The organism is Verrucomicrobiia bacterium, assembly GCA_019634625.1.
GTDB lineage: Bacteria > Verrucomicrobiota > Verrucomicrobiia > Limisphaerales > CAIMTB01 > CAIMTB01.
In genome coordinates, this window is sequence record JAHCBA010000006.1 from 57,145 (window position 1) to 82,589 (window position 25,445).

Here is a 25,445-nt window from a genome sequence, read left to right on the forward strand (position 1 = left end):
GGGCCGCGGACCCTATCAGGACCCGCGCGCCCCGCAAGTGCCGCTTCGAGGGAGCTGTCGTGTCCGGTGCATCTCCGAGTTCTGGTTGAGGAGGCCGTGAATCGGAGGGACGAGCTCTGCGAGTCCGCAGTCCATGGCACCCCTCCCTTGCGGCGTCGTGGAACTCGGCCCTCCGAGTTCACACCCCCGCTTCACCTTTCGGAGGGACGAGCTCCGCGGGTCCACAATCCATTTTCGGCAGCATCGACGACTCCGGGCTGGCGGCGAGGGCGGAGGCCGCGTACCCAGTGGGTGCGGAAAGGCGGACGGCGTCCGGGTCCCGCCGGCCCCCAATCCGTCGCGTGCCCGAACCATGAACGATGTCACCCGCATGCTGGAGGCGATCCGTCACGGGGAGGAAGGGGCGGAAGGCCGGTTGCTCCCGCTGGTGTACGAGGAACTCCGCCGGCTGGCGGCGCATCGGATGGCCGGGGAACTGCCCGGTCACACCTTGCAGGCCACGGCGCTCGTGCATGAGGCCTGGCTGCGCCTGGCCGGAGGGCCGGCTGAGGGTTGGTCCAATCGGGCTCACTTCTTCACCGCGGCCGCCGAAGCCATGCGCCGGATCCTCGTGGACCATGCACGGCGGAAACTGGCGCGGAAGCGGGGTGCTGGTGCCGAGAAGGTCGAGTTCGAGGAATCCCGGTTCGCACTGAACGTCGCGCCCGATGAACTTCTCGCCGTTCACGAGGCCCTCGACCGTCTCCAGGAGGAGGATTCCCAGGCCGCCGAACTGGTGAAGCTCCGATACTTCGTGGGCATGACCATGCAGGAGGCGGCCGATTCCCTGGCGTTGCCGCTGCGGTCCGCCGAACGGTTGTGGACCTATGCGCGCCTTTGGCTGCGGACCGAGTTGGGGACCCGTTCGGGCGCCTGACCCCGCCCGCTTCCGGATCTGAATGCTCCACCTGGCACCTCCACCACCGGAGGATGCGCCGCCCAGGATTCCGAAATCCCGGCGGCCACGCGGGATTTGACCCCGGCACCCGGCATCCGCACAGTCGCCGCCCGTCGGTGCCATGGCGCACCCGCTCCCCTTCGCCCTTTTTTATCGCGTCGCGTCCCCATGTATTCCTCCCGCGTCAAGACCGGTGCATTCGTTCTCGAGGGGCTGAACTCGATCTCGACCACCTACTATTTTTTTTATGTCTTCTTCTTCCTGAAGGAGCACTTCGGGTTCGGAAGCCGGGAGAACCTGACCTGGGCGATCGCGCACGGAGCGGTGTACGTGGTGGCGTCGTGGCAGGGCGGGCGGTTCGGACAACGCCGGGGCTACCTGAAGGCGATGCAGCTCGGGTTCGCCGGGATGTCCCTGTGCTTTTTCACCGGCTGGCTGGTGAACCTGGCAGAGCCCGGACGGACCCTGGAGATCGTCCTTCAGGCGGCGCTGATGCTGGGGGCCACGGTGGCCATCTGTTTCACCTGGCCCAATCTCGAGGCCATCGTGAGCGAGGGCGAACCGGGTCATCGCCTCCAACGCCTGATCGGGATCTACAACCTGGTGTGGTCCGGGGCGGGCGCGCTCGCCTATTTCACCGGCGGGGCGCTGATGGAACTTCTGGGGGGCCGCAACCAGATCTTCCTGGTGCCGGCGCTGATGATCGCGGCGCAGTGGGGTCTGGCGACCTGGCTGGCATCGCAACCAGGGGCGAAGGGAGGGCACGGTCCGGCCATCCACGGGTCGGTGGCCTCCCCCGAGGAACGTCGGCGCAGTGCGGTGCCGCCGAAGGCGTTCCTGCTGATGTCGTGGCTGGCCAACCCGTGCGCCTACATCGCCATCGCCACGGCCATTCCATTGATTCCCACCCTGGCCGGGAGTCTGGAACTGACACCGCGGACGGCCGGGTTCTTCTGCTCGATCTGGCTGTTCAGCCGCACGCTGACCTTTGTGGGGCTGTGGATGTGGAACGGGTGGCACTACCGGTTCCGCTGGCTCTTTCTCGCCTTCGTGGGCTTGATCGGCGGCTTCCTCTTCATCTTTCTGGGGGCGGGCTGGACGGGACTGACCCGCGGCCAGGCGCTCCTCGTGGTGGGGATCGCCCAGACGGTGTTCGGCGTCGCGCTGGGTCTCATCTACTACTCGTCGCTCTTCTATTCGATGGATGTGGGGGACACCAAAGGCGACCACGGCGGCATCCATGAGGCGGCGATCGGCGCCGGGATCCTCGGGGGCCCGCTGGTGGGCGCCATGGCGCAGTGGCTTCGACCGGGAAGCCCCACGGCCGCCGCCTGGGCGGTGAGCGGCGTCCTCGGACTCGGCTTTCTCGCCATCCTCTGGATGCGATCCCGTGCCGCACGACCGGGTTCCGGTGGGTCCGCATCCCATTGAGAACCGATTGAGACCGTGCATCTCGAAGCCCATCCCCGGACATGCCGGCCCGGGAGAAGCCGGATCCGCCGCAACGAGAAATGCCCGGCTGTTGATCAGTCCCACTGGATGTGAGACTCATGCCGGCCCGCGCCGCGTTCACCAGACGAAGCTTCTCCAGAGATCGCCGTGCGGTTGGTGATCCACGTTCCAGCGCCTCAGCTGGTCATCGGTGCCACGGAATGGGCGGTTGAGGTCCTCGGTCTCCAGGTGGCCGTCGCTGAACCACCGGTTGAATCGGCCGCGGTGATTTCGAAAGGAGACCTGCTCCTTGTAGGGGACTGTGGAGATCAAAGCACCGTGGTTCATGACCTTGGGTCCAAAGGTTTCGCCGATGCTGGCGGCGCCGTCGGATCTCGGGTCCGGCGACCGGTTGAAGGCATCGCCGAAGCCTATCATGTCGCTCGGCGCAAGAACGGCCGACTCACGGGTCGGTTCGACCGTGATGAGCGGAGCCATCGGGAATCCGGCAACCGCGACGTTGGTCATGTAACCGCCAAGGCCAAGGCGGTGATACCACATCCCCACGCCCCACACGTTGTAGGCATACTGCGCGAGATACACCCGCGCCGTCGGGTCCTGGGCCTGCACCCCTCGATAGAACGGGCACCGGAATACGCTGTTGCGCTGGCCGGGAGGATGGCCGCCGTAGGGTTCGGCGAGATCGAGAAGCCGGGACCACGGCAGCACCGGTTGATCTCCCGTCCCCAGGCTGGTCATTGGAGGATAGGCCTCGTGGGTGGTGACATAGACCTGGGCGGCCAGTCCGATCTGGCGCAGGTTGTTCCGGCAGGTCATCAGGTTCGCCTGGAACTTGACCTTGGATATGACCGGCAGGAGCAGACTGACCAGAATGGCGACAATGGCCATCACGACAAGCAACTCGACCAGTGTAAAGCCAGACCAAACGCCTGCACCGCGGGTCACATCTTTGAATCTGGCAAATGGGCCCTTTGCAGGAGGAGGCGTCATGGCAATTGTCAAAGTCAACGATGTGACCCCAAATGCTTCCGGTGCATCCCGGAGTTGTGGGTGAGGAGGCAGCGAATCGGAGGGACGAGCTCCGCGACTCCACAACCCAGCGCTCCACACCCTTGGGGCCTCGTGGAACCCGGCCCTCCGAAGCGCCGCTTCGCGGAGTTCGCACCTTCCCCACAAGTCCGGGATGCACGGAAATTCTTCTTCGCGTCGGGTTCAGCGCCGCTTGAACGGGTCAAACGCCCGGATCCTCATGGCGGCAGGCCGGGCTTTCGGGTCCTGAGTTCGCGGTGGGGCTGATTGTCAGCCAGCCAGCGGCGCCGATTTCGATCCGAGTCGCTCTCGAAATCCTGTCGCTTGCGAAATTCCACGTGGCCGTCGCCAAAGACCTGGTTGAGCCCGGTGCGATGCGCGTACATGGCGTCGCCAAACCGGCTGTTTCCCGAGTTCTGGAGATCGAACTGCCGGTCCCTCACCGGACGCGGGTAATCGATGACCCAACTGCTGTTGTCCGACGACGTCATGCGCCACGCCACGATTTCGGTGAAGGCGATCATGTCGGCGGGGGAGGCTACCGCGTTCTCCGCCTTCGGCTGCACGTGAAGCTGCGGAGAAGGGGATGCAGGGACGAACTCGCATCAAGTTCTGTGTCGGCGAGAACATACGGCGCTGGAAAGGTGCCGCGTTCCGCGTGCCACCAGAGCTGTGTCCACCAGGCTGGCAGGATGCCGGCAACTTTCGAACTGGAGTCGAAGATCGCTGCCTCTGTATTGAACCTCGGTCCAGCTGTCAAACGAAAAGCCCATCCGAAAAGCCCATCCATGCATCCATGCTGGCGAGCGGGCGCATCTCAGTTCATGGGAGACGGGTGAGGAGACCCGGGATGGGCGAGTTCCGTTGTTGGCGAACCAAGGAGGCCGGGCATGGAGAAAGCGGGGCGGACTGCCTATCGGAGAGAGCGATGACGGCGACACGCAAACGTGGCAGGGGCCATGCACCCTACCAGAGTCGTGGGTTGCTCTGTGCCAGGCGCCACCGTTCGTATTCCTCGCGGCTCCTGGCCTTGAAAACAAAGCCGCGGGGACGCGGATAAGGATTCAGCAGTTCGGCCTGCGCCTGCAGAATCAGCGCACGGCGGAACGCCTCCTGCGGTGTCACTGGCGCAAGCTCCTCGCTGATCCGGCGTCGGCCCACAATCATCACCCGATGACTGTCGCAAATCGAAGGGGACGGTCAATCCGTGCGGAAGCAGGCCCTCCGCGCATCCCGAAGCTGTGGGGAGAGGTGCGACTTTCGCGAAGCGCCGTTTCGGAGGGCCGGGTTCCACGGGGCCGCAGCGGAGTGGTGCCATGGATTGAGGACTCGCAGAGCTCGTCCCTCCGATTTGCTGCCTCCTCACCGACAACTTGGGGATGCACCGGGAGGCCCTGATCCCTGGATGAGAGCGTGTCTGACCGGATGGAAATCCCCCGCCAACCCCCGGTTCGGCGGGCCCGCCCAGGATTCGGGGCGGGGGAGCAGTTCACCCCGGAAATGCTGTTGTTCGGCGGATTCCGAGGCAGCCTTGCGGGCGGTTGACGCATCGGCTTGAGTCGATGCCTGGACCCTGTGAACCCGTCCCAACCCATGACCGTGCTGGCTGCGGATCTGGGCGGCACCCGCATCAAGCTGGGTGTCGTCCGGGACGGCGTGCTGCTCGCCCAGGGCAGTTGCCCGGCACGGGCCAGGAAGGGGTTGGCGCGCCAGTTGCCGGTTCTCCGATCGGCCTGGCTGGACCTTCTGACCCAGGCCGGGGTCGGGATCGGGGATTGCGCCGGGATGGCACTGGCCTTTCCCAGTGTTGTCGAGCGCGGCACCGGCAGGATCCTCGATGCCTACGGCAAGTACCGCGATGCCCCGGGTCTCGATCTGGCGGGATGGGCGAAGGATGCCTTTGGGCTGCCGCTGGCGATCGAGAACGACGCCCGGATGGCGCTGCTCGGCGAGTGGCGTCACGGTGCCGGTCGCGGCTGCGACAACGTGGTGATGGTCACCCTGGGGACGGGCATTGGAACCGCCGCCGTGTTGGAAGGGCGCCTGATTCAAGGGTGCCATGGACAGGGGGGCATTCTTGGCGGGCACATGACGGTGCGGCATTACGGGGAGCGGTGCGTGTGCGGCAACCTGGGATGCGCCGAAGCCGAGGCTTCGACCGTCGCCTTGTCGGGTCTGGCCGCGCGTTTGCCGTCGTTTGACTTCAGTCCGCTGCGGAAGGCGGCGACCTTGAACTATGCGATCGTGTTCAAGCTCGCCGCGGCCGGGGACCCGTGCGCTGTCGCCCTGCGCGACCACAGCCTTTGGGTCTGGGGTGCCATGGCAGTCAGTCTCATCCATGCCTACGACCCCGAACGGCTGATCCTGGGAGGGGGCATCATGGCGTCCGCGGACGTTGTGCTACCGGCGGTGTCGGACTTCGTGCGGCGCCATGCCCACACGCCCTGGGGTCAGGTCCAGGTGATGCAGGGGCAGCTTGGAGACCGGGCAGCCCTCCTGGCTGCGGAGCCACTCGTGCGGGAACGGATTCGTCAAGGCGTCCCGTGAACCCATTCGCGTATGACCTTCAACCAAGCCTGGCGGTGCCGGGCTCGGAAGGATCGTGCGTGACGGGCTGGGATGCCATTGCGGACCGGCTGGCCGTGGCGTTGGCCGGGAGGAGACGCGCTGCGGGAGGGCCGCGGGTGCTGGTGGTCGAAACCTACCCCGGGATCGAGGTCGAGGCCGTCGAGCGGGCGCTGGTCGGGCGGTTGCGTCCGGCGCGGGTGCTGCGGGCGGCGGAGGCAATGTGGCCTCCGGACCGGATCGATGCCCTGGTGGCGCCGTTCCTGGGCGGTGACGATCCGGTGTTCGGGTTCATGAACGGCCTCCAACTGCCGGACTTCTTCGATCCGGAACGGCTCGCCCTCAGCCGGGACGCGATGCGCCGGGCTGGGAGCGGTATCATCCTTGCGATCGGGGTCGGGGCGTCGTGGCTCGCGGGCGGGGCGGGGGATCTGCTGGTGTACGCGGATCTGTCGCGGTGGGAGGCGCAGCGGCGGTTCCGTCGGGACGCCGCCAGCAATCTCGGGGTGGAGAACCGCACGGCGCCGGCCTCGCTCCAGTACAAGCGGGCCTTCTTCGTGGACTGGCGCGTCGCCGACCGTTGGAAGCGGCCGCTGCTGGCGGGCTGGGACTACGTCCTGGACACCCATGATCCCGCGGTGCCGAAGCTGGCGGACGGGGAGGCGGTCCGGGCGGGGCTGCGTTGGGCGGTGACACGACCGTTCCGGGTGGTGCCCTACTTCGATGCGGCGCCCTGGGGGGGGCAATGGATGCGGGAACGGTTCGGTCTCGATCCGGCGGCGCCGAACTACGGCTGGGGTTTCGACGGGGTGCCGGAGGAGAACAGCCTGTACCTGGACCTTGGCGGAACGCGCATCGAGATCCCGGCACTGGACCTGGTTTTCCACCAGCCGCGTGCGTTGCTGGGGGAGGCGGTGCATGCGCGTTTCGGGGATGAGTTTCCCATCCGCTTCGATTTCCTCGACACCCTGGGGGGTGGACCTCTGTCGCTTCAGGTCCATCCGCTGACCGAGTACATCCAGCGTCATTTCGGGATGCACTACACGCAGGACGAGAGCTACTACCTGCTCGAGGCCGGGCCGGAGGCGGGGGTGTATCTCGGGTTGCGGGAGGATGTGGACGCTGCGGCGATGGTGAGGGATCTGAGGGTGGCGCGGGAAGGTCGGGCACCGTTCCCGGCTCATCGACATGTCCAGTTCTGGCCGGCGCGGCGCCACGATCATTTCCTCATTCCGGCGGGCACGGTGCATGCCAGCGGGGCCCACGCGGTCGTCCTCGAAATCAGCGCCACGCCCTATCTCTTCACCTTCAAGATGTGGGACTGGGAGCGGCTCGGGCTCGACGGACGGCCGCGGCCGATCCACCTCGACCACGCTCTCGCCAACATCGACTGGACGCGGACCGCCGGGTGGGTGGGGCGGCATCTGGTGAACGCGGTCACCCCAGTACGCGCCGGGCCGGGCTGGCGCGAGGAGCGCACCGGCCTGCACGAGCGGGAGTTCATCGAGACCCGGCGTCACTGGTTCACCGTGCCGGTGCCGCACCACACCCGCGGCGGAGTCCACGTGCTCAATCTGGTCCAGGGCGAGGCCGCCTGGGTGGAGAGTCAGGACCACGCATTCGAGCCGTTTCTCGTCCGGTTCGCCGAAACCTTCATCGTCCCCGCCGCGGTCGGACCGTACCGGATTCGTCCCTTTGCACCCAACCCGTCCCGGGACCTCGCCACACTCCTAGCGAGCGTGCGAACGGGGCTTTAGACCCGTGGAGGGTCACGATGAAGGGCATCCCATGGCGCGGTGCCCTGCCTTCCTTCAGACCCATCCCGACCGGTGGCGCGGCGCGTCACTGCACGCGGAAGAATCGTGCGGGGGCCGAGCAGTCCAGGGGCACCGTGAGAAGGTTTGGAAGGTCCTCTCCCACGAATGTGTCCACGACATCCCAGCGCACGAGGTCGGGCGAGGCTTCCAGTCGATACGGGGTATCGCGAAATCCCTCGAACCGCATCGCCATGTGACCTTCGGTGTCCAGGGATGCGCTGACCAGCCGGCCGCCCGCCGGAATCCAGCGGAAACTCCAAACGAACGACTGAACGTGGTCGGGTGCATCGAAGGCGATCGAATACCCGGTGTCGGATTCCAGGTCGTGGTGGTCGCCATGGGGCGACGGTGCAACCCGGACCAGGGTGTCCACCGACCCGCCCCGATAGATGCCGACCGGGGTGTCGGGGTGTCCGCGCTCGATAAACAGGCGGCCCGCCAGGGTCGGGTGGAAGGCCCACCAAACGGAGCGGTGGGGCATGCCGAGTCCATGATCGGGTTCGCCCTCCTCGGCGGAGGCATCGCGGGGATCGACCTCGAAGGACCCCTGGTAGCCCGTTATGGGAAGGCGGGAGGCGAATGTGTCGTTGGCCGGTCGTGCGCGGATGGCGACCCGCACCGGGAGGGAATGGAGGGTCGTCCCGGAGGCGTCGGTGCAGGCGGCACGCAGCAGGGCCGTGCCCGTTTCCGTTGGGGTCCACTCGATGCTCCAGGGTTCCGACGCCCGCGTGGCCAGCGTCCGGTCGCCGAGGTGGAACGAGACGCTGACGATCCCGCTGGCGCCGGGGTTGCAGACCGCCTGGATGACCAGGGGATCACCGATCCATTGCGTGCCGCCTTCAGGCGCGACGATGCGGACTTCGGGAGGTGCAACGTCCGGAGCCACCCGGGTCGTTTCAACCCGGGACACGAACGGCGTCGCATTGCCGGCAACGATGCGGACCCCGCGGAATGCGAGCAGCGTGGGTTCGGTCGGCGCGGTCAGGCGACAGGAGACCCGAAGGGACTCGGCGGCGGGCAGTGCAAGCGTCCAACGCACCGTTCGATCCTGAATCGATCCGCCGCCATCCGCCGCGACGAATGAAACCCCGTCGGGCAGAGGAAGCAGAATCTCGGCAGCGGCGGGGCCGAGGCCGGCGACGCGATGTGCCAGCAGTTCGACTTCGAACTCGGCGCCGGGCGCGACGGACTGCGGGACCATCGGGGCCAGCTCGAAGTCCCCGTGCGGATCGGCCCAACGCGCGATCCCGAAGGAAGAGGAGTCGCCAGCCTGGATGAAGCTGCCTCCGATGTACGCGGCGCCGCGCCACCATGCCAGGGCGGTGGGAATGGTCGGCCAGACCCCGGACCCCATGCGTTGCCATTGGCCGGCTTCCAGATACGCGACACGGGTGGCCTCGGAAGGTTGGGCGATGAAATCACCCGCCAGGAACACCCGTCCGCGACCGTCCGTCGCAATGGCGTTGACCACGCTGAATGGCATCTCGATCAGGCGTGAACCGACGGCGGACCAGGCGTGACCGTTCCACATGGCCACTCCCGAAGCCTCGATATCGCCGATCCGGGTGAACCGGCCTCCGAGGAACAGTCGCTCCCCGTCGTGGTGCAGTGTCAGGACGCCGGATCGGATGCCGTCGGCGAGGACGGTCCACTCGAAACCGTTCCAGCGGAAGACGGCGCCAAGGCGGTTGGTTGGCGGGGTGTCGGGACGGAAGCCCGCCGCAAAGAGTTGGTGTCCATCGACGGCCAGGGATTGGACGGTCAGGTCGGGGGCGAGGCCGGGCGAACTCCAGCTCCGGCCATTCCACACGGCGACCCCAAACGGAGCGCCGGCGGCGATCAGGCGATCGCCCTGCCAGGCAAGAGCGGACACCGGCCCGGGCAATCCTTCGCCGAGGGGTTGCCAGGATGCCCCGTCCCAATGCGCGACATGATTGGCGGTCAGGTCCCGGATCCGGCTGAAACGGCCGCCGATGGCGTGGTGAGGACCGGCGTTGGCGACGGCCAGGATCTCCGCCGTGACCCCGGAGCGAGGGATGCCGAGACCCGACCCGAGTTCGCCCCAGGTGGTGCCGTTCCAGGCGGCGACGCAGTTCCACAGGGAAGCACCATCCGGGTAGAACCGTCCGCCCACGAGAAGCGACTCCGGGGTCGCCACCACGGCGGGAATGCCGGGGGCCTCCGGACCGCTGTAGCCCAGCCCTTGGAACACGCTCCCGGTTTCGCGCACCAGCGCCACGGTGCGACGTCCGCCGCAAAAGGCGTTGGTGCTGAAACCGAGCCCCATTAGATCATCCCCGGCCCGGACCATCGACGTGAACTGGGCGTAGGAGTGTCCGGTCCAGGGCCGCCAGCGGGTGCCGTTCCATGAAGCCAGACCGGAGGCGGCAAGGTCACCCGCGACCCGGAAGGTGCCCGCAGCCACAAGTTCGCCCTCGAAGGCATGGAGCGCCGTTGCGGTCGCCACGCCCGGTCCGATCCCGTCGCCCAGAGCGTGCCATCGCACGCCGTCCCACCGCGCGATGTTCTGCACCGGAGTGTCCCCGGCGAGCGTGAAGCGTCCCGCAACGAACAGTTCGGTCCCAAGGGCGCGGAGGACGCTGACAAAGTGCGCGGGTTCGGCAGGGCCCAGGCCCCCGCCCTCGAACGGTTGCCAGTCGTGCCCATCCCATCGCAGGAGGCCTCCGGGGCCCGCCGGGTCCGAGGCGTCGCCCGCGGCAATGAGGTCGCCGCCATAGGTCGCCAGCGCCAGGATCGGAAAGGGGACACCCGTGCCGACCGGGGACCACGCTTCGCCATCCCAGGAGGCGATATTCCGCACGGCGTGACCCCCTGCCCGCTGCAACGTCCCGCCCACGTACAGCCGCCCCTTGTGCTCGATGAGGCAGGCCGGCGTGCCCTCGATGCCGTCCCCAAGACCGGACCACACCCCGTTGCTCCAGCGGAGGAGGTTGCGGACGGGAATCCCATCCCCCTGCCAGGTCATGGTCCCTGCCAAATACACCGACTCGCGGTACTCCAGGACGTCTCGAAAGACGGTCGCCGGCAGGGACGGGAACGACAGTCCATGGGCCACTGGTGCCCAACCCGTTTCGGGTCGCCATCGGAGGATCGTGTGCTGGGCCCGGTCGGGACCCGGCGCGACCAGCAGGCGACCGCCGGCAAGGACACTTCCATCCGGCAGTTCGCGCAGGACATGGACCTCCCCGAGGCCGCGGGAGAATCGGGAGTCCCAGGCTCCGTTGCCGGGGTCTGCAAACGGCTCCTGGGCCAGGGAAAGCGGAAGATGAAGGACGATCGAACCTGCAATCCAGCACACCGAATAAGCGGACGACATAAAATGGATAAGAAGCGGCGCACAGTCCCACAGGCACACGCGCTGTCAAGAGGTCGCCTGGCGGGTTGTCGGGCGTCCCGCCGTGTCCCTGGCCGGTCCGCAGCAGGTCGCCCCAAAAACGGTGCCGGTGGGGGTTCCCTTGGGCAGCGTTCGCCCAACCGAGAACGCTCATGAACCGCATCCGCTGCCTCGCCGCTCTGTTGTCCCTCGGACCCGTCATGGCCTTCGGAGCGCCGTACACGCGATGGGTGCCGCTGCCGCCCCCGGCCATTATCGAGGCGGCCGAGGACTATCCCGGCGGCAACCACCGGGTCGCCCACCTGCTCGATGGCGATCCCCGCACCGAATACTCGTCCAGCTCCTCGGGCACCAACACCTTCGTCGTGTTCGACTTCGGCGTGACGGTGCGGCTGGCCGGATTCCGGCACCAGGACCGTAACGATCCGGCGACGGTGGCGGCCTCCGAACTGGTGTTTCTCGATGCCGCCGGGAGATCCGTGGGCCGGGCGTCCGTCACCCATGTCAACCAGCGCGGTGGCGTCACCTTCCATGCCCTGGAACGGCCCGTCGAAGCGCGCCGGGTGCGATGGCAGGTGCGGGAACTGGGACCGCACCGGTACGGCACGGTCGGGGGCGCGGAGGTGGCCTTCTTCGCGGCGGGCGACACGGTGCCGTGGCCCGACGCCCTGGCCCTCGAGGCCCGCGCCCTGCCCCGGGCCGAGAAGACCCCCGACGGGCTGCGCCAGCCGTTGCGCGTGCGTCTCGAATCGCCCTATGTCGAACCCATCGACGTCACCCTCCGCGTGGGGGAACTCGACGCGAGGCCGTGGTCCCTCAAGGCCGGGCTTCAGTCGCTGGATCTTCCCATCCCGGCCGGCGAGCGCGAACGCGTCATCCCGATCACGGTGACCGGGGCCGGCGGCCGGGTGCTGGTGGCGAAGGAGATCGTCGTGCCGCCCCTGCCGCGTCTGACCGTGTACATCCTGCCGCATTCCCACACGGACATCGGGTACACGGAGATCCAGACGGACATCGAGGAGAAGCAGGTGAACAACCTGGTGGCGGCGATGGCGGCGGCGCGGCGGACGGCGGACTACCCGGAAGGCGCACGCTTCGTGTGGAACGTCGAGGTGCTGTGGGCCGCGGATCTCTATCTCCGCCGTCTGGACGCGCCTCAACGCGAGGCCTTCTTCGAGGCGGTGCGGCGCGGCGAGGTGGCCCTGTGCGGCATGTATCTCAACGAACTCACCGGCCTCTGCCGCCCCGAGGAACTGGTCCGGCTGTTTCGTCAGGCCACCCGGCTTCGGGAGCAGACCGGGGTTCCTCTGGACACGGTGATGATCAGCGACGTTCCCGGGCTCACCTGGGGCACCGTCACCGCCATGGCCGGCGCCGGGCTCAGGTACCTGTCCACCGCGCCGAACTACTTCGATCGCATCGGCAACATCCTCGTCGAGTGGGAGAACCGGCCCTTCTGGTGGCGCGGGCCCGACGGCCATTCGCGGGTGCTGGTCTGGATTCCGTTCTGGGGCTACGCCATGTCCCATCGCTACGGGAGCATGTCGCTGCCCCTGGTCGAGGATTTCCAGGAGGGCCTGGCACGCCGCGACTATCCCTACGAGATCGCCTACGTCCGCTGGGCGGGTCATGGCGACAATGCCGTGCCCGACCCCGCCATCTGCGACTTCGTCCGCGACTGGTCCGAACGCTACGCCTGGCCGCGATTCATCATTTCCTCGGCCCGGGACGCCTTCGTCGCCTTCGAGGAACGGTATGGCGACCGGCTGCCGGAGGTGGCGGGCGACTGGACGCCATACTGGGAGGACGGGGCGGGATCGTCGTCGCTGGAGACCGCGATGAACCGGGCCAGTTCCGACCGGGTGATCCAGGCGGAGGCCCTGTGGTCGATGCTGGCGCCGCAACGGTATCCGGCGGAGGCGTTCGAGGACGCCTGGAGACAGGTCCTGCTCTACTCGGAACACACCTGGGGCGCCTGGTGCAGCATCAGCGAACCGAACCGTCGCGAGACCCTCGAACAGTGGTCCATCAAGCACGGCTACGCCGCCGCCGCCGATGCGCAGTCCCGTGACCTGCTCCAGCGCGCCCTGGCCCTCGGGCCCGGCGGCGGGGAGATCCAGGCCGTCGATCTGTTCAACACCACCTCCTGGCCGCGCACCGAGCTGGTCATTCTGCCCCGCGACTTCTGCGAAGGCCGGGACCGGGTCCTGGACGAACGCGGTCGCCCGGTGCCCTCGCAACGCCTGGCCAACGGCGAACTGGCCCTCCTCGCCCGTGACCTCCCGCCGCTGGCCGCACGTCGTTACCGGGTCGAACGCGGCGCGCCGCACCCGGCGGAAGGATTGTCCTGGGGCGAGACCTGGCTGCAGAACGAGTCGCTGCGTGTCGCCCTCGATCCGGTCACCGGCGCCATCGCCGAACTCCGTCGGCGGGGTCACGACGGCAACCTGGTCGATGCCTCGTCCGGACACGCCCTGAACGATTATCTCTACTTCACCGGCGACGATCCGGCCGCCGCCCGGCGCAATGGTCCGGTTCGGATCCGGATGCACGAACGCGGTCCGCTGATCGCGTCGTTGCGGGTCACCTCAGAGGCACCCGGCACGCACCGGCTCGAACGTGAGATCCGGCTGGTTGCCGGACAGGATCACGCGACGCTGGTGAACCTGGTGGACAAGCAGCGCCTGGTGGCGGCGAGCTACCACGCCCGCGAAGGCAAGGAGAGCGTCAACTTTGCCTTCCCCTTCGCCGTTCCCAACGGCCAGGTCCGGATCGAAGTCCCGTTCGGCGTGGTCCGACCCGATCTCGACCAGATCCCGAGCGCCTGCAAGAACTGGTTTACGGCGGGCCGCTGGGCCGATGTCTCGAATGACCGGTTCGGGGTCACCTGGATCACCCTGGACGCGCCGCTGGTGCAGGTCGGAGGACTGACCGCCACGCTGCTGAACTCGCAGACCGATCCCAAGGTGTGGCAGCGCGAGGTCGGGCCGACCCAGCGGCTCTATTCGTGGGCGATGAACAATCATTGGGGCACCAACTACCGCGCCTATCAGGAGGGGCCCGTGACCTTCCGGTACGTCCTGCGCCCCCACGGCGGCTACGATCCCGCCGCAGCCTCCCGCCTCGCCATCGCCCAGTCCCAACCCATCCTGCCCGTCCGCGCCCGCGGACCCGCGCCCGATGCCAGCCCCCTCCTACGCCTGTCCAGCGAGGAGGTCCTCGTCACCGGCCTCAAGCCCTCCGACGACGGCCGCGCCTGGATCGTCCGCCTCTGGGGCGCGGGCGGACGGGACACCGCCGTGCGGCTCGACTGGCGGGACCCGGCGCCCGTGCGGGTGGGGTGGAGCGACACCGGCGAGACGGCCGGGCGCGAGGTCACGGGACCGGTCACCGTTCCCGCCTGGGGGCTGGTGACCCTGCGAGCCGAACGCCCACCCGGAAGCGATCGGCTGTCCGCCTCGGCGGGGACGGGGTCCGGACGGGAGAGCGCCCATGACTGAAGCCGGCCGAACGACCGGGGGCACAGGGGTGCTGGTGTGGGTCACGCTGGTGGCGGCCACCGGCGGGTTTCTCTTCGGCTACGACACCGCCGTCATCAACGGGGCCAACCAGTACCTGCGGGCGCATTTCGATCTGTCCCCGGCCCAGGAGGGATTCGCGGGGGCCAGCGCGATCATCGGCTGCATTCCAGGGGCGATGGCGGCGGGGTTCCTGAGCGACCGTTTCGGACGGCGCAAGGTGGTGTTCCTGTGCGCCATCCTCTTCGCCCTCTCGGCGCTGCTTTCGGCGGTGCCCCGGACCTTCGCCGAGTTCCTCGCCGCCCGGTTTCTCGGCGGCCTGGGTCTGGGCGCGTGCTCGATGGTGTGCCCGGTCTATGTCTCGGAACTCGCCCCGGCCCGGAAGCGGGGCGCGCTGGGTGCCCTCTTCCAGTTGGGGATCGTCACCGGGATCTTCCTCACCCTGTTCATCAATGCCTGGATCCAGGGCTGGGGAGACGACTCATGGAACCGCACCGCGGGGTGGCGGTGGATGTTCGGGGCGGAACTGTTCCCGGCGTTGCTGCTGCTCGGACTGATCCTGCGGGCGCCGGAAAGTCCGAGATGGCTTCTGCAGGCCGGACGCGACGAGGAGGCCCGAGGGGTCCTCCAGGCGGTGGGCGGACGGGAACACGCCGAACGCGAGATCGTCGCCGTGCGGGAGGTGCTGGCCACCGGGGAGGGGCGCTTCGGCGAATTGTTCAGCCCACGCTTCCGCGTCCCCCTGATCCTCGCGGTGGCGCTGATGGCCTTCTCCCAGTTCAGCGGCATCAACGCCATCATGTACTACTCGACGCGGATCTTCACCGCCGCGGGCATCGGCGTCCGGGACGCCTTTCAGGCCTCGGTCCTGGTCGGCACCATCAATCTCCTGTTCACCTTCGTGGCCATCGCCCTGGTGGACCGGGCCGGGCGGCGTCCGCTGCTGCTCATCGGCCTCGCCGTGCAGGTCATCGCCCTGACCACGGTCGGAGTGCTGTTCGCCTCCGGGTCCGGGACGGTCCTCTTGCTGCCCGCCATCCTGGCGTTCATCGCCGCGTTCGCCATGGCCCTCGGGCCCATCCCCTGGATTGTCTGCTCGGAAGTGTTTCCCACCCGCATCCGCGGACGGGCCATGGCGGTGGCCACCTTCACCATCTGGACCGCCTGTTTCGCCGTGGCCCAGACCTTCCCCATGCTCAACGACCATCCCGCTGTCGGACCGGCCCGGACGTTCTGGATCTACGCCGGATGCAGCCTGGCCGCCCTGCTGTTCGTCTGGCGCCGCCTGCCCGAAACCCGCGGACGCACCCTCGAGGACATCGAACGGAGCTGGTGACACCGGCCCCGGGGTCAGATCTGTGAATTTGACAAATGGAGTGGCAGCGCCCGAAAGGGGTGGCCAAATGTCAAATTCAGAGATGTGACCCCGGCATGTCACATTGACAGCATAAATGCATGCTGTCACGATGCCTGCATGCGAACGACGGTCACGTTGGACCCCGACGTCGAGCGGATGCTCCGGGATCGGGTCCGCGCTACCCGATCCAGCTTCAAACAGGTGCTCAACAACGCGGTGCGCGAAGGGCTTCAGGACAAGCGAGGCTCCCGGACAAAGACGAGGTTTGTCGTCGAGGCCCGGCCCCTCCGGCTTCGGGCGGGGATCGATCCCGCCCGCCTCGGCGAGGTGGCCGACGAACTTGAGATCGAGGCGTTTCTCCGGACCTCGGGTCGCTTGAACGCCCGGAAGTCACCATGATCGTCCCCGATGCGAACCTTCTTCTGTATGCCTACGACGCCGCCAGCCCGTTTCACCCGGCGGCGGCGGCATGGTGGTCTGACTGTCTTTCCGGCAGCGAACCGGTCGGCCTGTGTCCGGCGGTCCTCTTCGCCTTCGTTCGGATTGGGACCAGCGGGCGGGCTTTTGTGGATCCGATGACCGTCCAGGAAGCCGCCGCGCATGTCGAAAAATGGCTCGATCAGCCTGTGACCCAGCTTCTCGACGTCGAGATTGAAGACATCCGCAGCGCACTTGGCATGCTTCGCGGCGCCGGGGCGGGAGGAAATCTCACGACCGATGCGCAGTTGGCTTCATTGGCCCTTCGCCATCGGGCGGTCGTTCATACTGCGGACAGCGATTTTGCCCGGTTCCCGGAGGTCCGCTGGCACAACCCGCTCTTTCCGGAACTCTGAGCCGATCTTTTCGGGCAAGAGCTTCGCCATTTGCTCGTTACCCATCTCGGTTCCGATACGCGCCTCGATCACTCCGTGTCCTGCCCGAAATTCATGGAACCCGGGAAAGTGCAACCGGCCCGCCGCATCGGCGCCCCGGAACCTCGCCGAACGCGCATGCGCCCCCCAACCGCTGCACAACGCCACGATCGCCCCGTCAGGAAGCCGTCCGTGCCGCGCCTCCCACCCCCGCACATCGTCCGGGGTCAAGGGGGTGTCCGGGTCCCGTTCCGCCCTGGCCCGCAGATCGATCACCGCCAGTGGCCCGATCAGCGCCTCGACCGGCACTGCATCGACGGACATCCCGCCCGCGGTGCGGTGCAGCGGCGCATCCAGGTGCGTCCCCGTGTGCTCGTTGAACTGCCACTCGCGCATGTTCCATCCGTCGGCCGCCAGCGTGGACACCGTGCGGACCGTCACCTGGGCGTCGCCCCCGAAAGTCGGGAAATCCGGGTCAAGGGTGTGCGTCAAGTCTGCGACCCGCCGGGCCGATATGATCGGAACGGACAGGGCCGCCCCGGCTGCCGGGGAACCGCCTCCATGGGATGTGGGGACCACACCGAGGCTTCCGGGACAGAGGCTGTGACGGGTGACCCAGCGGGCGAGATAGTCTTGGCAGGCGGGCAGGCACATGGCGGTACAGGGGGATTGGCGTGCAGCAAGGGACTGGCCTGAAATGCCTCAGTCTTCACGGTCTCCGCTCGATGAGTAGGGATCACGGGCCTCTGCCCGCACCACCAGTCCACCATTCTTCAGAACGACCTGAAAGTCCGAGATCACACGCATGTCGTCACCGAGGAACTGGCGGGCCCCGGAGTCCGTGCCTGCCACGCATGGATGAGGACGGTCTGGAGAAAGATGACCGGCTCTTCGAAGCCGCCTGCGGCGATGATGGACCCTACTTCCTGCGTTGGTAGAACCGCCACGTCGCGTCCATAGGTGACTCGAAGCTTTTCGATCTGCTCGGGCGGACTTCCGGTCTCCCGCATCAGGCGGAGCCAGACCTCCAGAAGCCTCTGATAGGTCCCGGATGTCGTATCCGACGCCAGGTCGGCGCTGACCAGGAGTCCCCCCGGCCGCAACCGGCTGGCAATCGCCCGGAAGAATCCAACCCGGTCCGATGGTGCGAGAATGAACTGAGATACCAGCAGAGAGGTCGCCGCATGAAATGCCGGGGAGGCAGGAAGCGAGTCCAGGTAGCCCTGGTGAAACTCGCAGCGGGGAGCAATCCCGTCCTCGACGGCCTTCTGGCGGCAGAGGTCCAGCATTGGTGCGGAAGGTTCCACCGCCACGAAGCGCCACTGAGGGAACTTCCGCGCGAGGTACATCAATTCATGCCCGGTTCCCACGCCGACCAGCAGAACACGTGCATCGCCGGGCAGGTCGGCGAACACGGCGCTGATCAGCAGGTGCAACGCATCGCGCATGGCCGCCAGCCTGGCAAAGCGCTGATCGTAGGCGGCCGCATGTTCGCGATCGAAGGCGACTGAAGGTGCACGGGACATGTCCTGGACTTGGGTTGATATCATTGTCGCCGGTTCCAGAGAGGCCCGCCCACGACGACCAGGATGCAGAGCGGAAGCCATGCCCACGCCCGCCATGTCGGCAGATAGAAGACCGCGAGCGCCGTCAGTCCCAACGTGAACCATGCAAGAATGGCAGCGTGAATCACGAAGCTCCGCTCACGGGGGCTGTTGGTGTTTCGGATGCTGTAAAGAGTGCCGACAACCCCTCCAAGAACGCCCAGGCCACAACCGACGATGGCGCCTATGCTTACGGTCTCCATGGTTTGTCACATTCCGGCACCCGTTGACCGACGGAGTGCGCGGCGATACCGAACGCAAGGGTCACCGGGGCGGGCCCCTGACTCAAGATTGAAAGCCTGCGTTCATCCTGCCGCAGTGCATCCCGGAGTGGTGGGTCGAGGTGCGAACTCCGCCAAATGGCGCTTCGGAGGGCCGAGTTCCACGAGGCCGCAACGGTGTGGAGCGTTGGGTTGAGGACTCGCGGAGCTCGTCCCTCCGATTCGCTGGCTCGGTACCGACAACTTGGGGATGCACCGATCCTGCCGTTCGGTGGAACGTCGGTTCTCTCAGCCTCAATGGGGCGTCCCATACCTGCCCGGGACAGGCCCCGAGTCGGCGAGGGGCGGCGCCGTGAGTACGACACCCCGCCCATCCCTCAGCAGCCCCAACGGGGCGAAGCCATCGTGGAGATCACACGCATATCGTCAGCGAAGAACTGGTGCCTTCTCTCAACCGGAATCCGGATGGCCGGATTCACCTCCCAATGACTGCCCAAAGCCTTCCGAACCCTGTCCATGTGCTCTGAACCCTGCTCGACAGCATCCAGAACGATGGCGTTCCAGATGGTGATGGCGACCTGCAGGGCTTCCGTCAGCCTGCCCTGGGACGGCTGTGGTCCAAGCAAGGCGACGATGGGCTCTGCGAAGTCGAGCAGCGTCTCGGAAATCTTTCGATCTGGAAATCTTCGTGGAGTCATCTGACGTGTGGATGGCGGGTGGAGGTTATTCCCGCAGAACCTGATCCTGCAAGAGCTCAAGTCCTGGCAATGACACCTATGAGGGGGCGATTATGGAACGGCGTTCTGGAGTCCTGTGGCAGGACGGATTCGTTACTCTTCCGATGGCCCTGGTCGCGGTCTTTGGAGTGATCCGGGCCCCGGGGTCCGCCCCTGCTGTATCGGCGGCGGAAGACCTGGCAAAAGTAGCCATAATCAGGAAGTGACCATGTCATGACATTCAGGTCTCCGCAGTCTGCTCTGTATCGTTGCGAATGACGATGTCAAACACCTTGTTTTGCATGCCCAATTTGGCAAACAACTCGCTTATGGATTCTAGCGCCTTCTGACTATCCGCGAATTCAAACAATTCATGGTGAAGTCTCCTGCCAATGTGCTCAGCGCATTTGAGTGCTGCTCTCTCAGACCAAGCATCGCTAGTGGGCCAAAAGCCCTTTATGCGCAAGTCAGGGACTATTGTTCTGTACGTAGCATAGCGCTCCGTGAAGTTTTCGCTCCAGCCGATCTTGATGCGAACTGCCCCGTCGTAAGAAGGCACCTCTATAAAATAGACTCCCGACACTCTGCCAGCCAATCTGCCAGGGTGCGGGTGAAATGTATTGTCTCTCTCTGATTCTATTTGCTTCTTGAAGGCCTCAGCATCCGAACCCTTGAGATAAAGCGGCTTGTTTGGTTCGTCTGAGAGTCTAAATGGAACTAGGCCGCGTCTGACAATTGCCTTCCGGACAGATGACGGGTGGAATCCAAGATCATCAGCGAGCTGCTTGAGGAGAATAGGCTTATCGGGCGGGTATTCCATGATCGGATCTGTGCCTAGGGTTGGCTATCTTGTGCGAAGGCTGGTAGAGCGAGGGTGGAATTGTCAACGGTGGATTGACCTGGGGGCGTTGGCAGGTCGCATCTCCATGTTGTCGGAGATGCCATCGGTCGCGGGATGCGAGGAGGGGACTGCCTGGGTCGAGGTTGCTATCGGTAGCGAACCGGAACAGTGCGGTGCATCCCCAAGTTGTCGGTACCGAGCCAGCGAACCGGAGGGACGAGCTCCGCGAGTCCTCAACCCAATGCTCCACACCGTTGCGGCCTCGTGGAACTCGGCCCTCCGAAGCGCCGCTTGGCGGAGTTCGCACCTCTACCGACAACTCCGGGATGCACTGGGACCAGTGTCCTGGGATGCTTGAAGCTTTATGACTCCTGTCGATTCCGATACCGACCCCGACCCCGAGTCCCCTCGTCGTATCCCTCGATCGATCGAATCTCCGACACCAAGGAGATGCGGCCCGCGGTGTTCGGATTCCCGGAAAAAGGTTTGACATATACCACCGCAACCAATATGAGCGGTTCCAATATTGATCCAGCAGCACGCCATGAAACAGGCTCTGTCCTAGTTCCGAGCTTGGGAGTGTTGGGTGCCCAGAGTGCGTGGCAACGTACGGTATACAGTGCGCGTTCTTCGATGAAGCCAGAGGCGATCGACACATGGCATACCAGATCCAGACTACCAGGAGTTGCATGGCACATGGATTGCTGAGCGCCAGCCGCAAGCCCAGGACTGGATGAGAACGCACTTCCTGATCTTTGTAGCAGGTATCATCATCGGCGTCACAGCGTCGAAGCTATCTGCGAATCGCTTCCATCGGGTTGAACAGCCAGGCCCTGCTGCTTCAAAGCCATCAGGTTCCAGTGCGCAGCCGTGGACGTCGGGCGGATTCCCCGACCGCACGGGAGTGCCAAGCGAAGCCACCTCGTCGGGAGAGGAGATAGAAGCCGGTATTCAAAGAATAATTGACGAAGGATTGGTGAATGGTGAATTCTTTCTAAGCTCAGAACATCCTGGCTACTCCGCTTCGGTTGGAGCGTCGATCACCAATATCATCGAACACGAGCTGGCAGTCCTCACCGATACTTACTCTCCAGTTTTTGCAGAGCTTGGATTGGCTGCGGGCGACGCCGAGATTCTGATCAGACATATGGGCAAGATCAAGAGAGCACACCTGAATGCCACGGGTGCTCTACTGGAGCTGGGAATAGCCCAGGTCGAGTATGACAGGCGCATCAAGGAGCGGTTGGGTGAGGATGCCTATGGCCACTACAGGGAATTCGAGGCAGGCAGGGCCATTCATCAAGAGATAGGTCGTGTTGTTGCGTTCGCTGGAGACAGTGGCGTGCATCTGCAGGCTGGCGATGAGCGGGCTTTAGAGGATCTGTTACAGATTGGCGGCACGTTTTTGGGGATGGAGCCCACCTCGCCGTATATGCAGACCCCAACGGTATTTGTTGGGGATCACGAGGCTTCATTAATGAGGTATAGACGGGGTATTGCTGAACTTGTCGACGCAATACAGCGTATTGATGGAGTTGCAGGGGACGCCGCGTGGAATCCTGAAATGGTGCAGCTTGTGCGGCATTATTTCGGAACGGAATTGGCCGGTAGGGAGCGGGGTTTGAAGAACAGCATGGCAATAAGGGCCTTGGAGGAGGCCAGGGGACGACCGCTGCTTCCGGATGAGCTTGGTGCGGTTTTCGAGAGTCCATGATGAGCGTTGGCGTAGGGCAGGAGCTTCGTCGTTCGCTCGCTCCCTATCCCGGTTCCGATACGCGCCTCGCTCACTCCTCGTCCTGCCCGAAAGTCTGCGGCGCAGGATTGACTCGTTTGGATCTGCGGGAAGCGATTGCGTGGGGTGGGGGGGTGGGGGCAGGGTGGGGCGTGATGCAGGCGACCACGGAAGTTGTTTTGGATGGAGCAGGGGCCGGGTGTGAGAAGCGGAGGGATGTCGGAGGGGGCAGGGGAGGGTGGCGAGGGTGGGGGCGGCTGGCGGGGTGGTTGATGATGGGGCCGTTGCTGGGGGCGGGGCCGGCGTTCGGGGCGACTCCGGGGCCAACTGCGGGGGCAACTGCGGGGGCAACTGCGGCGCAGGAGCTGATCGAGACATTGCGCGGGTTCGGGAATGGAAAGTATCTGTTCGGGCAGATGGGGACGTGGGTGCACAACGAGAATCCGGATCCGGACCATGGGAGCAACTGGTTGAGGAAGCTCCGGGATCATACGGGGCGGGAGGCGAAGTACGGGTGCATCACTTACGATTTCGAGGACGACCCGTTTCCGGACGAGGCGTGGAACGCCGGGGTGAAGCGGATGCACGACCGGGGGATGATCGTGGGGGTGTACACGTTCTGGGCCAATCCCTGCGGGGGCGCCTGGAACGAGCCCTGCGCCAGCGAGGCGATCCGGTCGCCGGAGGACAACCCGGTGAAGACGCACTTCCACCGACAGCTCGACCGCATGGCGGCGAATCTTCAGGGGTTGAGGGAGCAGGGGATCGCGGTGGTGTACACGCCGTTCGTGGAGAGCGACGATGGATACAAGTGGCACGCGAAGCAGGGTGCGGAGAATATCATTGCGCTGTACCGGGTGGTTCACGATTACTTCACGCGGGTGAAGGGGTTGGACAATGTGGTGTGGGCGTATCACACGACACAGCGGCAGGGGGCGTTGCAGGCGTATTATCCGGGCGACGCTTATGTGGATGTGATCGGGAAGTCGGCGTACGGGATGGGTCTGGTGTTCGATGAGTATGAGTGGGCGGTGGGGAAGAAGCGGAACGACGGCAAGGTGATCTGGTGGGCGGAACTGGGGATTCGAGGTCGGAACGAGCCGCCGCGTGATTCCCTCGATGTGTGGCGCAAGCTGGAGGGCGCGTTTCCGGAGCTGGCGGGGTTTGTGTTCTGGGGCGACGAGGCGTTTTACAATGTGATCGGGAACCGGAATGGCCGGGAGTTGATGGTGCATCCGGGGATTGTGATTCTGCCGGAGCGGTGAGTCTGGGGAGCGGCGTTTCGGAGGGGACGAATTGCGCGTGTCCAAGCGACTGGAGTTACTCGCGGGGCGGGCTTGTGGAACCCGCCCCTCCGGGTTTCTTACGGGTTTCTGTGCGGGCGGGGTCAGGCTGTGACTTCGACCAGGGCTTTGATGACGCGGGTCTCGGGGAGGAGGTAGGTGGGGAAGATTTCCGGGACGGCTTCGAGGGTGGTGCGGTGGGTGATCCAGGGATCGGTGCGGAGGTGACCGTCTTCGATGGCCCGGATGATGCGGGTGAAGTCGTCGGGGAGGGCGTTGCGGCTGGCGAGGAGGGTGATTTCGCGGCGGTGAAAGATCGGGGCGTGAAGGAAGGAGACCTTCTCCTGGGTGATGCCGACGTACACCCAGCGTCCGGCGAAGGCGCAGTATTCGAGGGAGGTGCTCATCGAGTGGTGGGAGCCGGTGGCGTCGATGGTCACGTCCGCCAGGGCGCCGCCCGTGAGGTCGCGGAGGGCGGTGAGTTCCTGTCCGTCGCCGCGGGAGAGGAGGGTGTCGGAGACGCCGAGGCGGTCGCGGACGAAGGCGAGCCGATCCTCGTTCATGTCCATGACCACGGTGCGGGCGCCGCTGAGGCGGGCGAATTCGATGGCCGAGAGTCCGATGGGACCGGCGCCGACGACGAGGACGGTTTCGCTGGGCTGGGGGGCGGCGCGGTTCACGGCATGACAGCCGATGGCGAGGGTTTCGACCAGGGCGAGCTGTTCGAAGGTCAGGCGGGTGGAGGGATGGACCTTGCGGGCGGGGACGGTGAAGTACGGGCGGAGACCGCCATCGCAGTGGACGCCGAGGGTCTGGTTGTGCTCGCAGCAGTTGGTGTGTCCGCGCTGGCAGGCGTGGCAGCGGTAACAACTGATGTAGGGCTCGACGGAGGCCCGGTCGCCGGGTTTGAGGTGGGTGACGTCTTCGCCGACGGCGGTGACTTCGACACCGAGTTCGTGGCCGGGGATGCGGGGGTACGAGAAGAACGGCATTTTCCCGAGGTAGCCGCTGTAATCGGTCCCGCAGATGCCGACCTGATGGACGCGGAGCAGGGCTTCTCCGGGTCCGGGCGGGGGCGGTTCGGGGAGGTCGATGAGGTGGAAGGAACGGGGTTCGGTGAGTTGAAGGGCCTTCATGGCGGGCGCGGTGCGGAGCGCGTTGGGGGAATGGGGGGGAGACGGGGCGGGAGGGAAGTTGCGGTTGGGGCGCCCGGTCAGGGCGTTGCGTCGGGGGGTCAGTTGTTTTCGGGGAGGCCCTCGAGGTGGCCGATGTTGCGGACGGGGCGGAAGATTTCGCGGACTTCGTCGAGGAGGGCGGTGTCGAGGGGTTCGGCGGCCCAGCGGGCCCATTGGCGGATGTTTTCGGGGTTGGCGCTGCCGGCGATGGTGGAGGCGATGTCGGGGTGGGCGAGGCTGAACTGGAGGGCGAGCCTGGCGATATCGACACCGCGGCGGGCGCAGTGATCGGCGGCCTGGCGGGCGGCGGCCTTGACCTCCTCGGGTTCCTTGAGCCAGGGGGGCAGTGGAGCGTGAGTGAGGAGCCGGGCGCTGAAGGGTCCGGCGTTGAGGGCGCCGATGCCCTTGTCGCGGAGGTAGGGAAGGGTTTCGTCGGCGAACCGGGTGTTCTGGAGGGTGTACTGGTTGTAGCTGAGGACGCAGTCGAGGGGCGCCTGGTCGGCGATGAAGCGGAAGATCTTCTGCGGATAGCCGCTGATGCCGAGGAAACGGACCTTGCCCTGGGCGCGGGCGCGTTCGAGGGCGGGGAGGGTTTCGTCCACGATCTGCTGCATGGGGACGAATTCGATGTCGTGGCAGAGGACGATATCGAGGTGATCGGTGCCGAGGCGGTGGAGGCTGACGTCGATGCTTTCGGCGACGCGACGGGCGCTGAAGTCGAAGTGGGCGAGGTCGTAGCGGCCGAGTTTGGTGCAGAGGACGTACTGATCGCGGGAGACATCGCGGAGGGCGAGGCCGAGGAGGACTTCGCTCATGCCGCGACCGTAGAAGGGGGAGGTGTCGATGAAGGTGAGGCCGCATTCGAGCGCGACGCGGACGCTGCGGAGGGCGTCTTCGACGGTGATCCGGCGGAACTCCTGGCCGAGGGAGGAGGCGCCGAAGCCGAGGATCGGCAGGTGGAGGCCGGTGCGGCCGAGGGGACGGGTGATCAT

At 65.9% G+C, this 25,445-nt stretch carries 20 protein-coding genes; 10 read left to right on the forward strand and 10 right to left on the reverse strand.

The features are described 5' to 3' along the window. Window positions 1–352: 352 nt before the first annotated feature. Together KF833_05310 and KF833_05315 are read left to right on the forward strand one after the other, a co-directional pair. Window positions 353–916 carry a sigma-70 family RNA polymerase sigma factor gene (locus KF833_05310; protein MBX3744707.1) on the forward strand — a complete coding sequence of 188 codons (564 nt, stop codon included), beginning with the start codon at window positions 353–355 and terminating at the stop codon, window positions 914–916. A gap of 189 nt (window positions 917–1,105) precedes the next feature. Continuing rightward, on the forward strand, window positions 1,106–2,368 hold the full coding sequence (locus KF833_05315; GenBank protein MBX3744708.1) for an MFS transporter: 1,263 nt from the start codon (window positions 1,106–1,108) through the stop codon (window positions 2,366–2,368). A gap of 138 nt (window positions 2,369–2,506) precedes the next feature. Here the strand turns inward: KF833_05315 and KF833_05320 are convergent, their stop codons facing one another. Both KF833_05320 and KF833_05325 read right to left on the reverse strand, forming a co-directional pair. Continuing rightward, complete coding sequence (locus KF833_05320; protein ID MBX3744709.1) at window positions 2,507–3,280, reverse strand: DUF1559 domain-containing protein; 774 nt, start codon at window positions 3,278–3,280, stop codon at window positions 2,507–2,509. A 356-nt stretch (window positions 3,281–3,636) separates the two neighbouring features. Further along, window positions 3,637–3,942: a hypothetical protein gene (locus KF833_05325; GenBank protein ID MBX3744710.1), complete on the reverse strand. Its 306-nt coding sequence runs from the start codon at window positions 3,940–3,942 to the stop codon at window positions 3,637–3,639. Window positions 3,943–5,011: 1,069 nt separating this feature from the next. On the opposite strand from KF833_05325, the gene KF833_05330 reads away from it, so the two are divergent. Together KF833_05330 and KF833_05335 are read left to right on the forward strand one after the other, a co-directional pair. After that, window positions 5,012–5,965, forward strand: a complete 954-nt coding sequence (locus KF833_05330; GenBank protein ID MBX3744711.1) for an ROK family protein — start codon at window positions 5,012–5,014, stop codon at window positions 5,963–5,965. After that, complete coding sequence (locus KF833_05335; GenBank protein ID MBX3744712.1) at window positions 5,962–7,740, forward strand: class I mannose-6-phosphate isomerase; 1,779 nt, start codon at window positions 5,962–5,964, stop codon at window positions 7,738–7,740. The genes KF833_05330 and KF833_05335 overlap by 4 nt, the downstream gene beginning before the upstream one ends. Before the next feature lie 85 nt (window positions 7,741–7,825). On the opposite strand, the gene KF833_05340 is transcribed toward KF833_05335, so the two are convergent. Then, window positions 7,826–11,137: a hypothetical protein gene (locus KF833_05340; GenBank protein ID MBX3744713.1), complete on the reverse strand. Its 3,312-nt coding sequence runs from the start codon at window positions 11,135–11,137 to the stop codon at window positions 7,826–7,828. A 170-nt stretch (window positions 11,138–11,307) separates the two neighbouring features. Between KF833_05340 and KF833_05345 the strand changes: the two genes are divergently transcribed. The 4 genes from KF833_05345 to KF833_05360 all read left to right on the forward strand — a co-directional run bounded on the left by KF833_05345 (window position 11,308) and on the right by KF833_05360 (window position 16,863). After that, entirely contained in the window at window positions 11,308–14,655 is a 3,348-nt protein-coding gene (locus KF833_05345) for a hypothetical protein (GenBank protein MBX3744714.1), read from the forward strand. After that, window positions 14,648–16,009, forward strand: coding sequence for a sugar porter family MFS transporter (locus KF833_05350; protein ID MBX3744715.1), 1,362 nt, complete (start codon window positions 14,648–14,650; stop codon window positions 16,007–16,009). Before KF833_05345 ends, KF833_05350 begins: the two co-directional genes overlap by 8 nt. A gap of 138 nt (window positions 16,010–16,147) precedes the next feature. Then, complete coding sequence (locus tag KF833_05355; protein MBX3744716.1) at window positions 16,148–16,429, forward strand: antitoxin; 282 nt, start codon at window positions 16,148–16,150, stop codon at window positions 16,427–16,429. Then, window positions 16,426–16,863 (forward strand): PIN domain-containing protein, encoded by a 438-nt coding sequence (locus KF833_05360; protein MBX3744717.1) that lies wholly within the window; start codon window positions 16,426–16,428, stop codon window positions 16,861–16,863. The genes KF833_05355 and KF833_05360 overlap by 4 nt, the downstream gene beginning before the upstream one ends. On the opposite strand, the gene KF833_05365 is transcribed toward KF833_05360, so the two are convergent. From KF833_05365 to KF833_05385, 5 genes are all read right to left on the reverse strand, one after another. Further along, window positions 16,762–17,373 (reverse strand): cyclase family protein, encoded by a 612-nt coding sequence (locus KF833_05365; protein MBX3744718.1) that lies wholly within the window; start codon window positions 17,371–17,373, stop codon window positions 16,762–16,764. The genes KF833_05360 and KF833_05365 overlap by 102 nt on opposite strands. A gap of 305 nt (window positions 17,374–17,678) precedes the next feature. After that, window positions 17,679–18,407 (reverse strand): methyltransferase domain-containing protein, encoded by a 729-nt coding sequence (locus KF833_05370; protein MBX3744719.1) that lies wholly within the window; start codon window positions 18,405–18,407, stop codon window positions 17,679–17,681. Window positions 18,408–18,427: 20 nt separating this feature from the next. Continuing rightward, window positions 18,428–18,688 carry a hypothetical protein gene (locus KF833_05375; protein MBX3744720.1) on the reverse strand — a complete coding sequence of 87 codons (261 nt, stop codon included), beginning with the start codon at window positions 18,686–18,688 and terminating at the stop codon, window positions 18,428–18,430. Between the two features lie 395 nt (window positions 18,689–19,083). After that, the gene (locus KF833_05380) at window positions 19,084–19,404 is read right to left on the reverse strand and encodes a hypothetical protein (GenBank protein MBX3744721.1); all 321 of its coding nucleotides are present in this window, start codon (window positions 19,402–19,404) and stop codon (window positions 19,084–19,086) included. Between the two features lie 259 nt (window positions 19,405–19,663). Continuing rightward, window positions 19,664–20,242, reverse strand: a complete 579-nt coding sequence (locus KF833_05385) for a GIY-YIG nuclease family protein (GenBank protein MBX3744722.1) — start codon at window positions 20,240–20,242, stop codon at window positions 19,664–19,666. 754 nt (window positions 20,243–20,996) lie between these two features. On the opposite strand from KF833_05385, the gene KF833_05390 reads away from it, so the two are divergent. Next, entirely contained in the window at window positions 20,997–21,977 is a 981-nt protein-coding gene (locus KF833_05390) for a hypothetical protein (GenBank protein ID MBX3744723.1), read from the forward strand. 290 nt (window positions 21,978–22,267) lie between these two features. Further along, complete coding sequence (locus KF833_05395) at window positions 22,268–23,260, forward strand: hypothetical protein (GenBank protein ID MBX3744724.1); 993 nt, start codon at window positions 22,268–22,270, stop codon at window positions 23,258–23,260. A gap of 122 nt (window positions 23,261–23,382) precedes the next feature. Here KF833_05395 and KF833_05400 read toward each other — a convergent pair whose 3' ends face one another. Together KF833_05400 and KF833_05405 are read right to left on the reverse strand one after the other, a co-directional pair. Continuing rightward, window positions 23,383–24,414 (reverse strand): zinc-binding alcohol dehydrogenase family protein, encoded by a 1,032-nt coding sequence (locus KF833_05400; protein MBX3744725.1) that lies wholly within the window; start codon window positions 24,412–24,414, stop codon window positions 23,383–23,385. A 98-nt stretch (window positions 24,415–24,512) separates the two neighbouring features. Continuing rightward, window positions 24,513–25,445 (reverse strand): aldo/keto reductase, encoded by a 933-nt coding sequence (locus KF833_05405; GenBank protein MBX3744726.1) that lies wholly within the window; start codon window positions 25,443–25,445, stop codon window positions 24,513–24,515.

Bases quoted from the DNA above. Each gene is read 5' to 3' on its own strand.
- KF833_05375 (MBX3744720.1), bottom strand. From the start codon at position 18,688: ATGGAGACCGTAAGCATAGGCGCCATCGTCGGTTGTGGCCTGGGCGTT.
- KF833_05355 (MBX3744716.1), top strand. From the start codon at position 16,148: ATGCGAACGACGGTCACGTTGGACCCCGACGTCGAGCGGATGCTCCGG.
- KF833_05395 (MBX3744724.1), top strand. From the start codon at position 22,268: ATGATGGGGCCGTTGCTGGGGGCGGGGCCGGCGTTCGGGGCGACTCCG.
- KF833_05380 (MBX3744721.1), bottom strand. From the start codon at position 19,404: ATGACTCCACGAAGATTTCCAGATCGAAAGATTTCCGAGACGCTGCTC.
- KF833_05370 (MBX3744719.1), bottom strand. From the start codon at position 18,407: ATGTCCCGTGCACCTTCAGTCGCCTTCGATCGCGAACATGCGGCCGCC.
- KF833_05330 (MBX3744711.1), top strand. From the start codon at position 5,012: ATGACCGTGCTGGCTGCGGATCTGGGCGGCACCCGCATCAAGCTGGGT.
- KF833_05360 (MBX3744717.1), top strand. From the start codon at position 16,426: ATGATCGTCCCCGATGCGAACCTTCTTCTGTATGCCTACGACGCCGCC.
- KF833_05310 (MBX3744707.1), top strand. From the start codon at position 353: ATGAACGATGTCACCCGCATGCTGGAGGCGATCCGTCACGGGGAGGAA.
- KF833_05400 (MBX3744725.1), bottom strand. From the start codon at position 24,414: ATGAAGGCCCTTCAACTCACCGAACCCCGTTCCTTCCACCTCATCGAC.
- KF833_05390 (MBX3744723.1), top strand. From the start codon at position 20,997: ATGAGAACGCACTTCCTGATCTTTGTAGCAGGTATCATCATCGGCGTC.
- KF833_05340 (MBX3744713.1), bottom strand. From the start codon at position 11,137: ATGTCGTCCGCTTATTCGGTGTGCTGGATTGCAGGTTCGATCGTCCTT.
- KF833_05315 (MBX3744708.1), top strand. From the start codon at position 1,106: ATGTATTCCTCCCGCGTCAAGACCGGTGCATTCGTTCTCGAGGGGCTG.
- KF833_05405 (MBX3744726.1), bottom strand. From the start codon at position 25,445: ATGATCACCCGTCCCCTCGGCCGCACCGGCCTCCACCTGCCGATCCTC.
- KF833_05345 (MBX3744714.1), top strand. From the start codon at position 11,308: ATGAACCGCATCCGCTGCCTCGCCGCTCTGTTGTCCCTCGGACCCGTC.
- KF833_05385 (MBX3744722.1), bottom strand. From the start codon at position 20,242: ATGGAATACCCGCCCGATAAGCCTATTCTCCTCAAGCAGCTCGCTGAT.
- KF833_05350 (MBX3744715.1), top strand. From the start codon at position 14,648: ATGACTGAAGCCGGCCGAACGACCGGGGGCACAGGGGTGCTGGTGTGG.
- KF833_05325 (MBX3744710.1), bottom strand. From the start codon at position 3,942: ATGATCGCCTTCACCGAAATCGTGGCGTGGCGCATGACGTCGTCGGAC.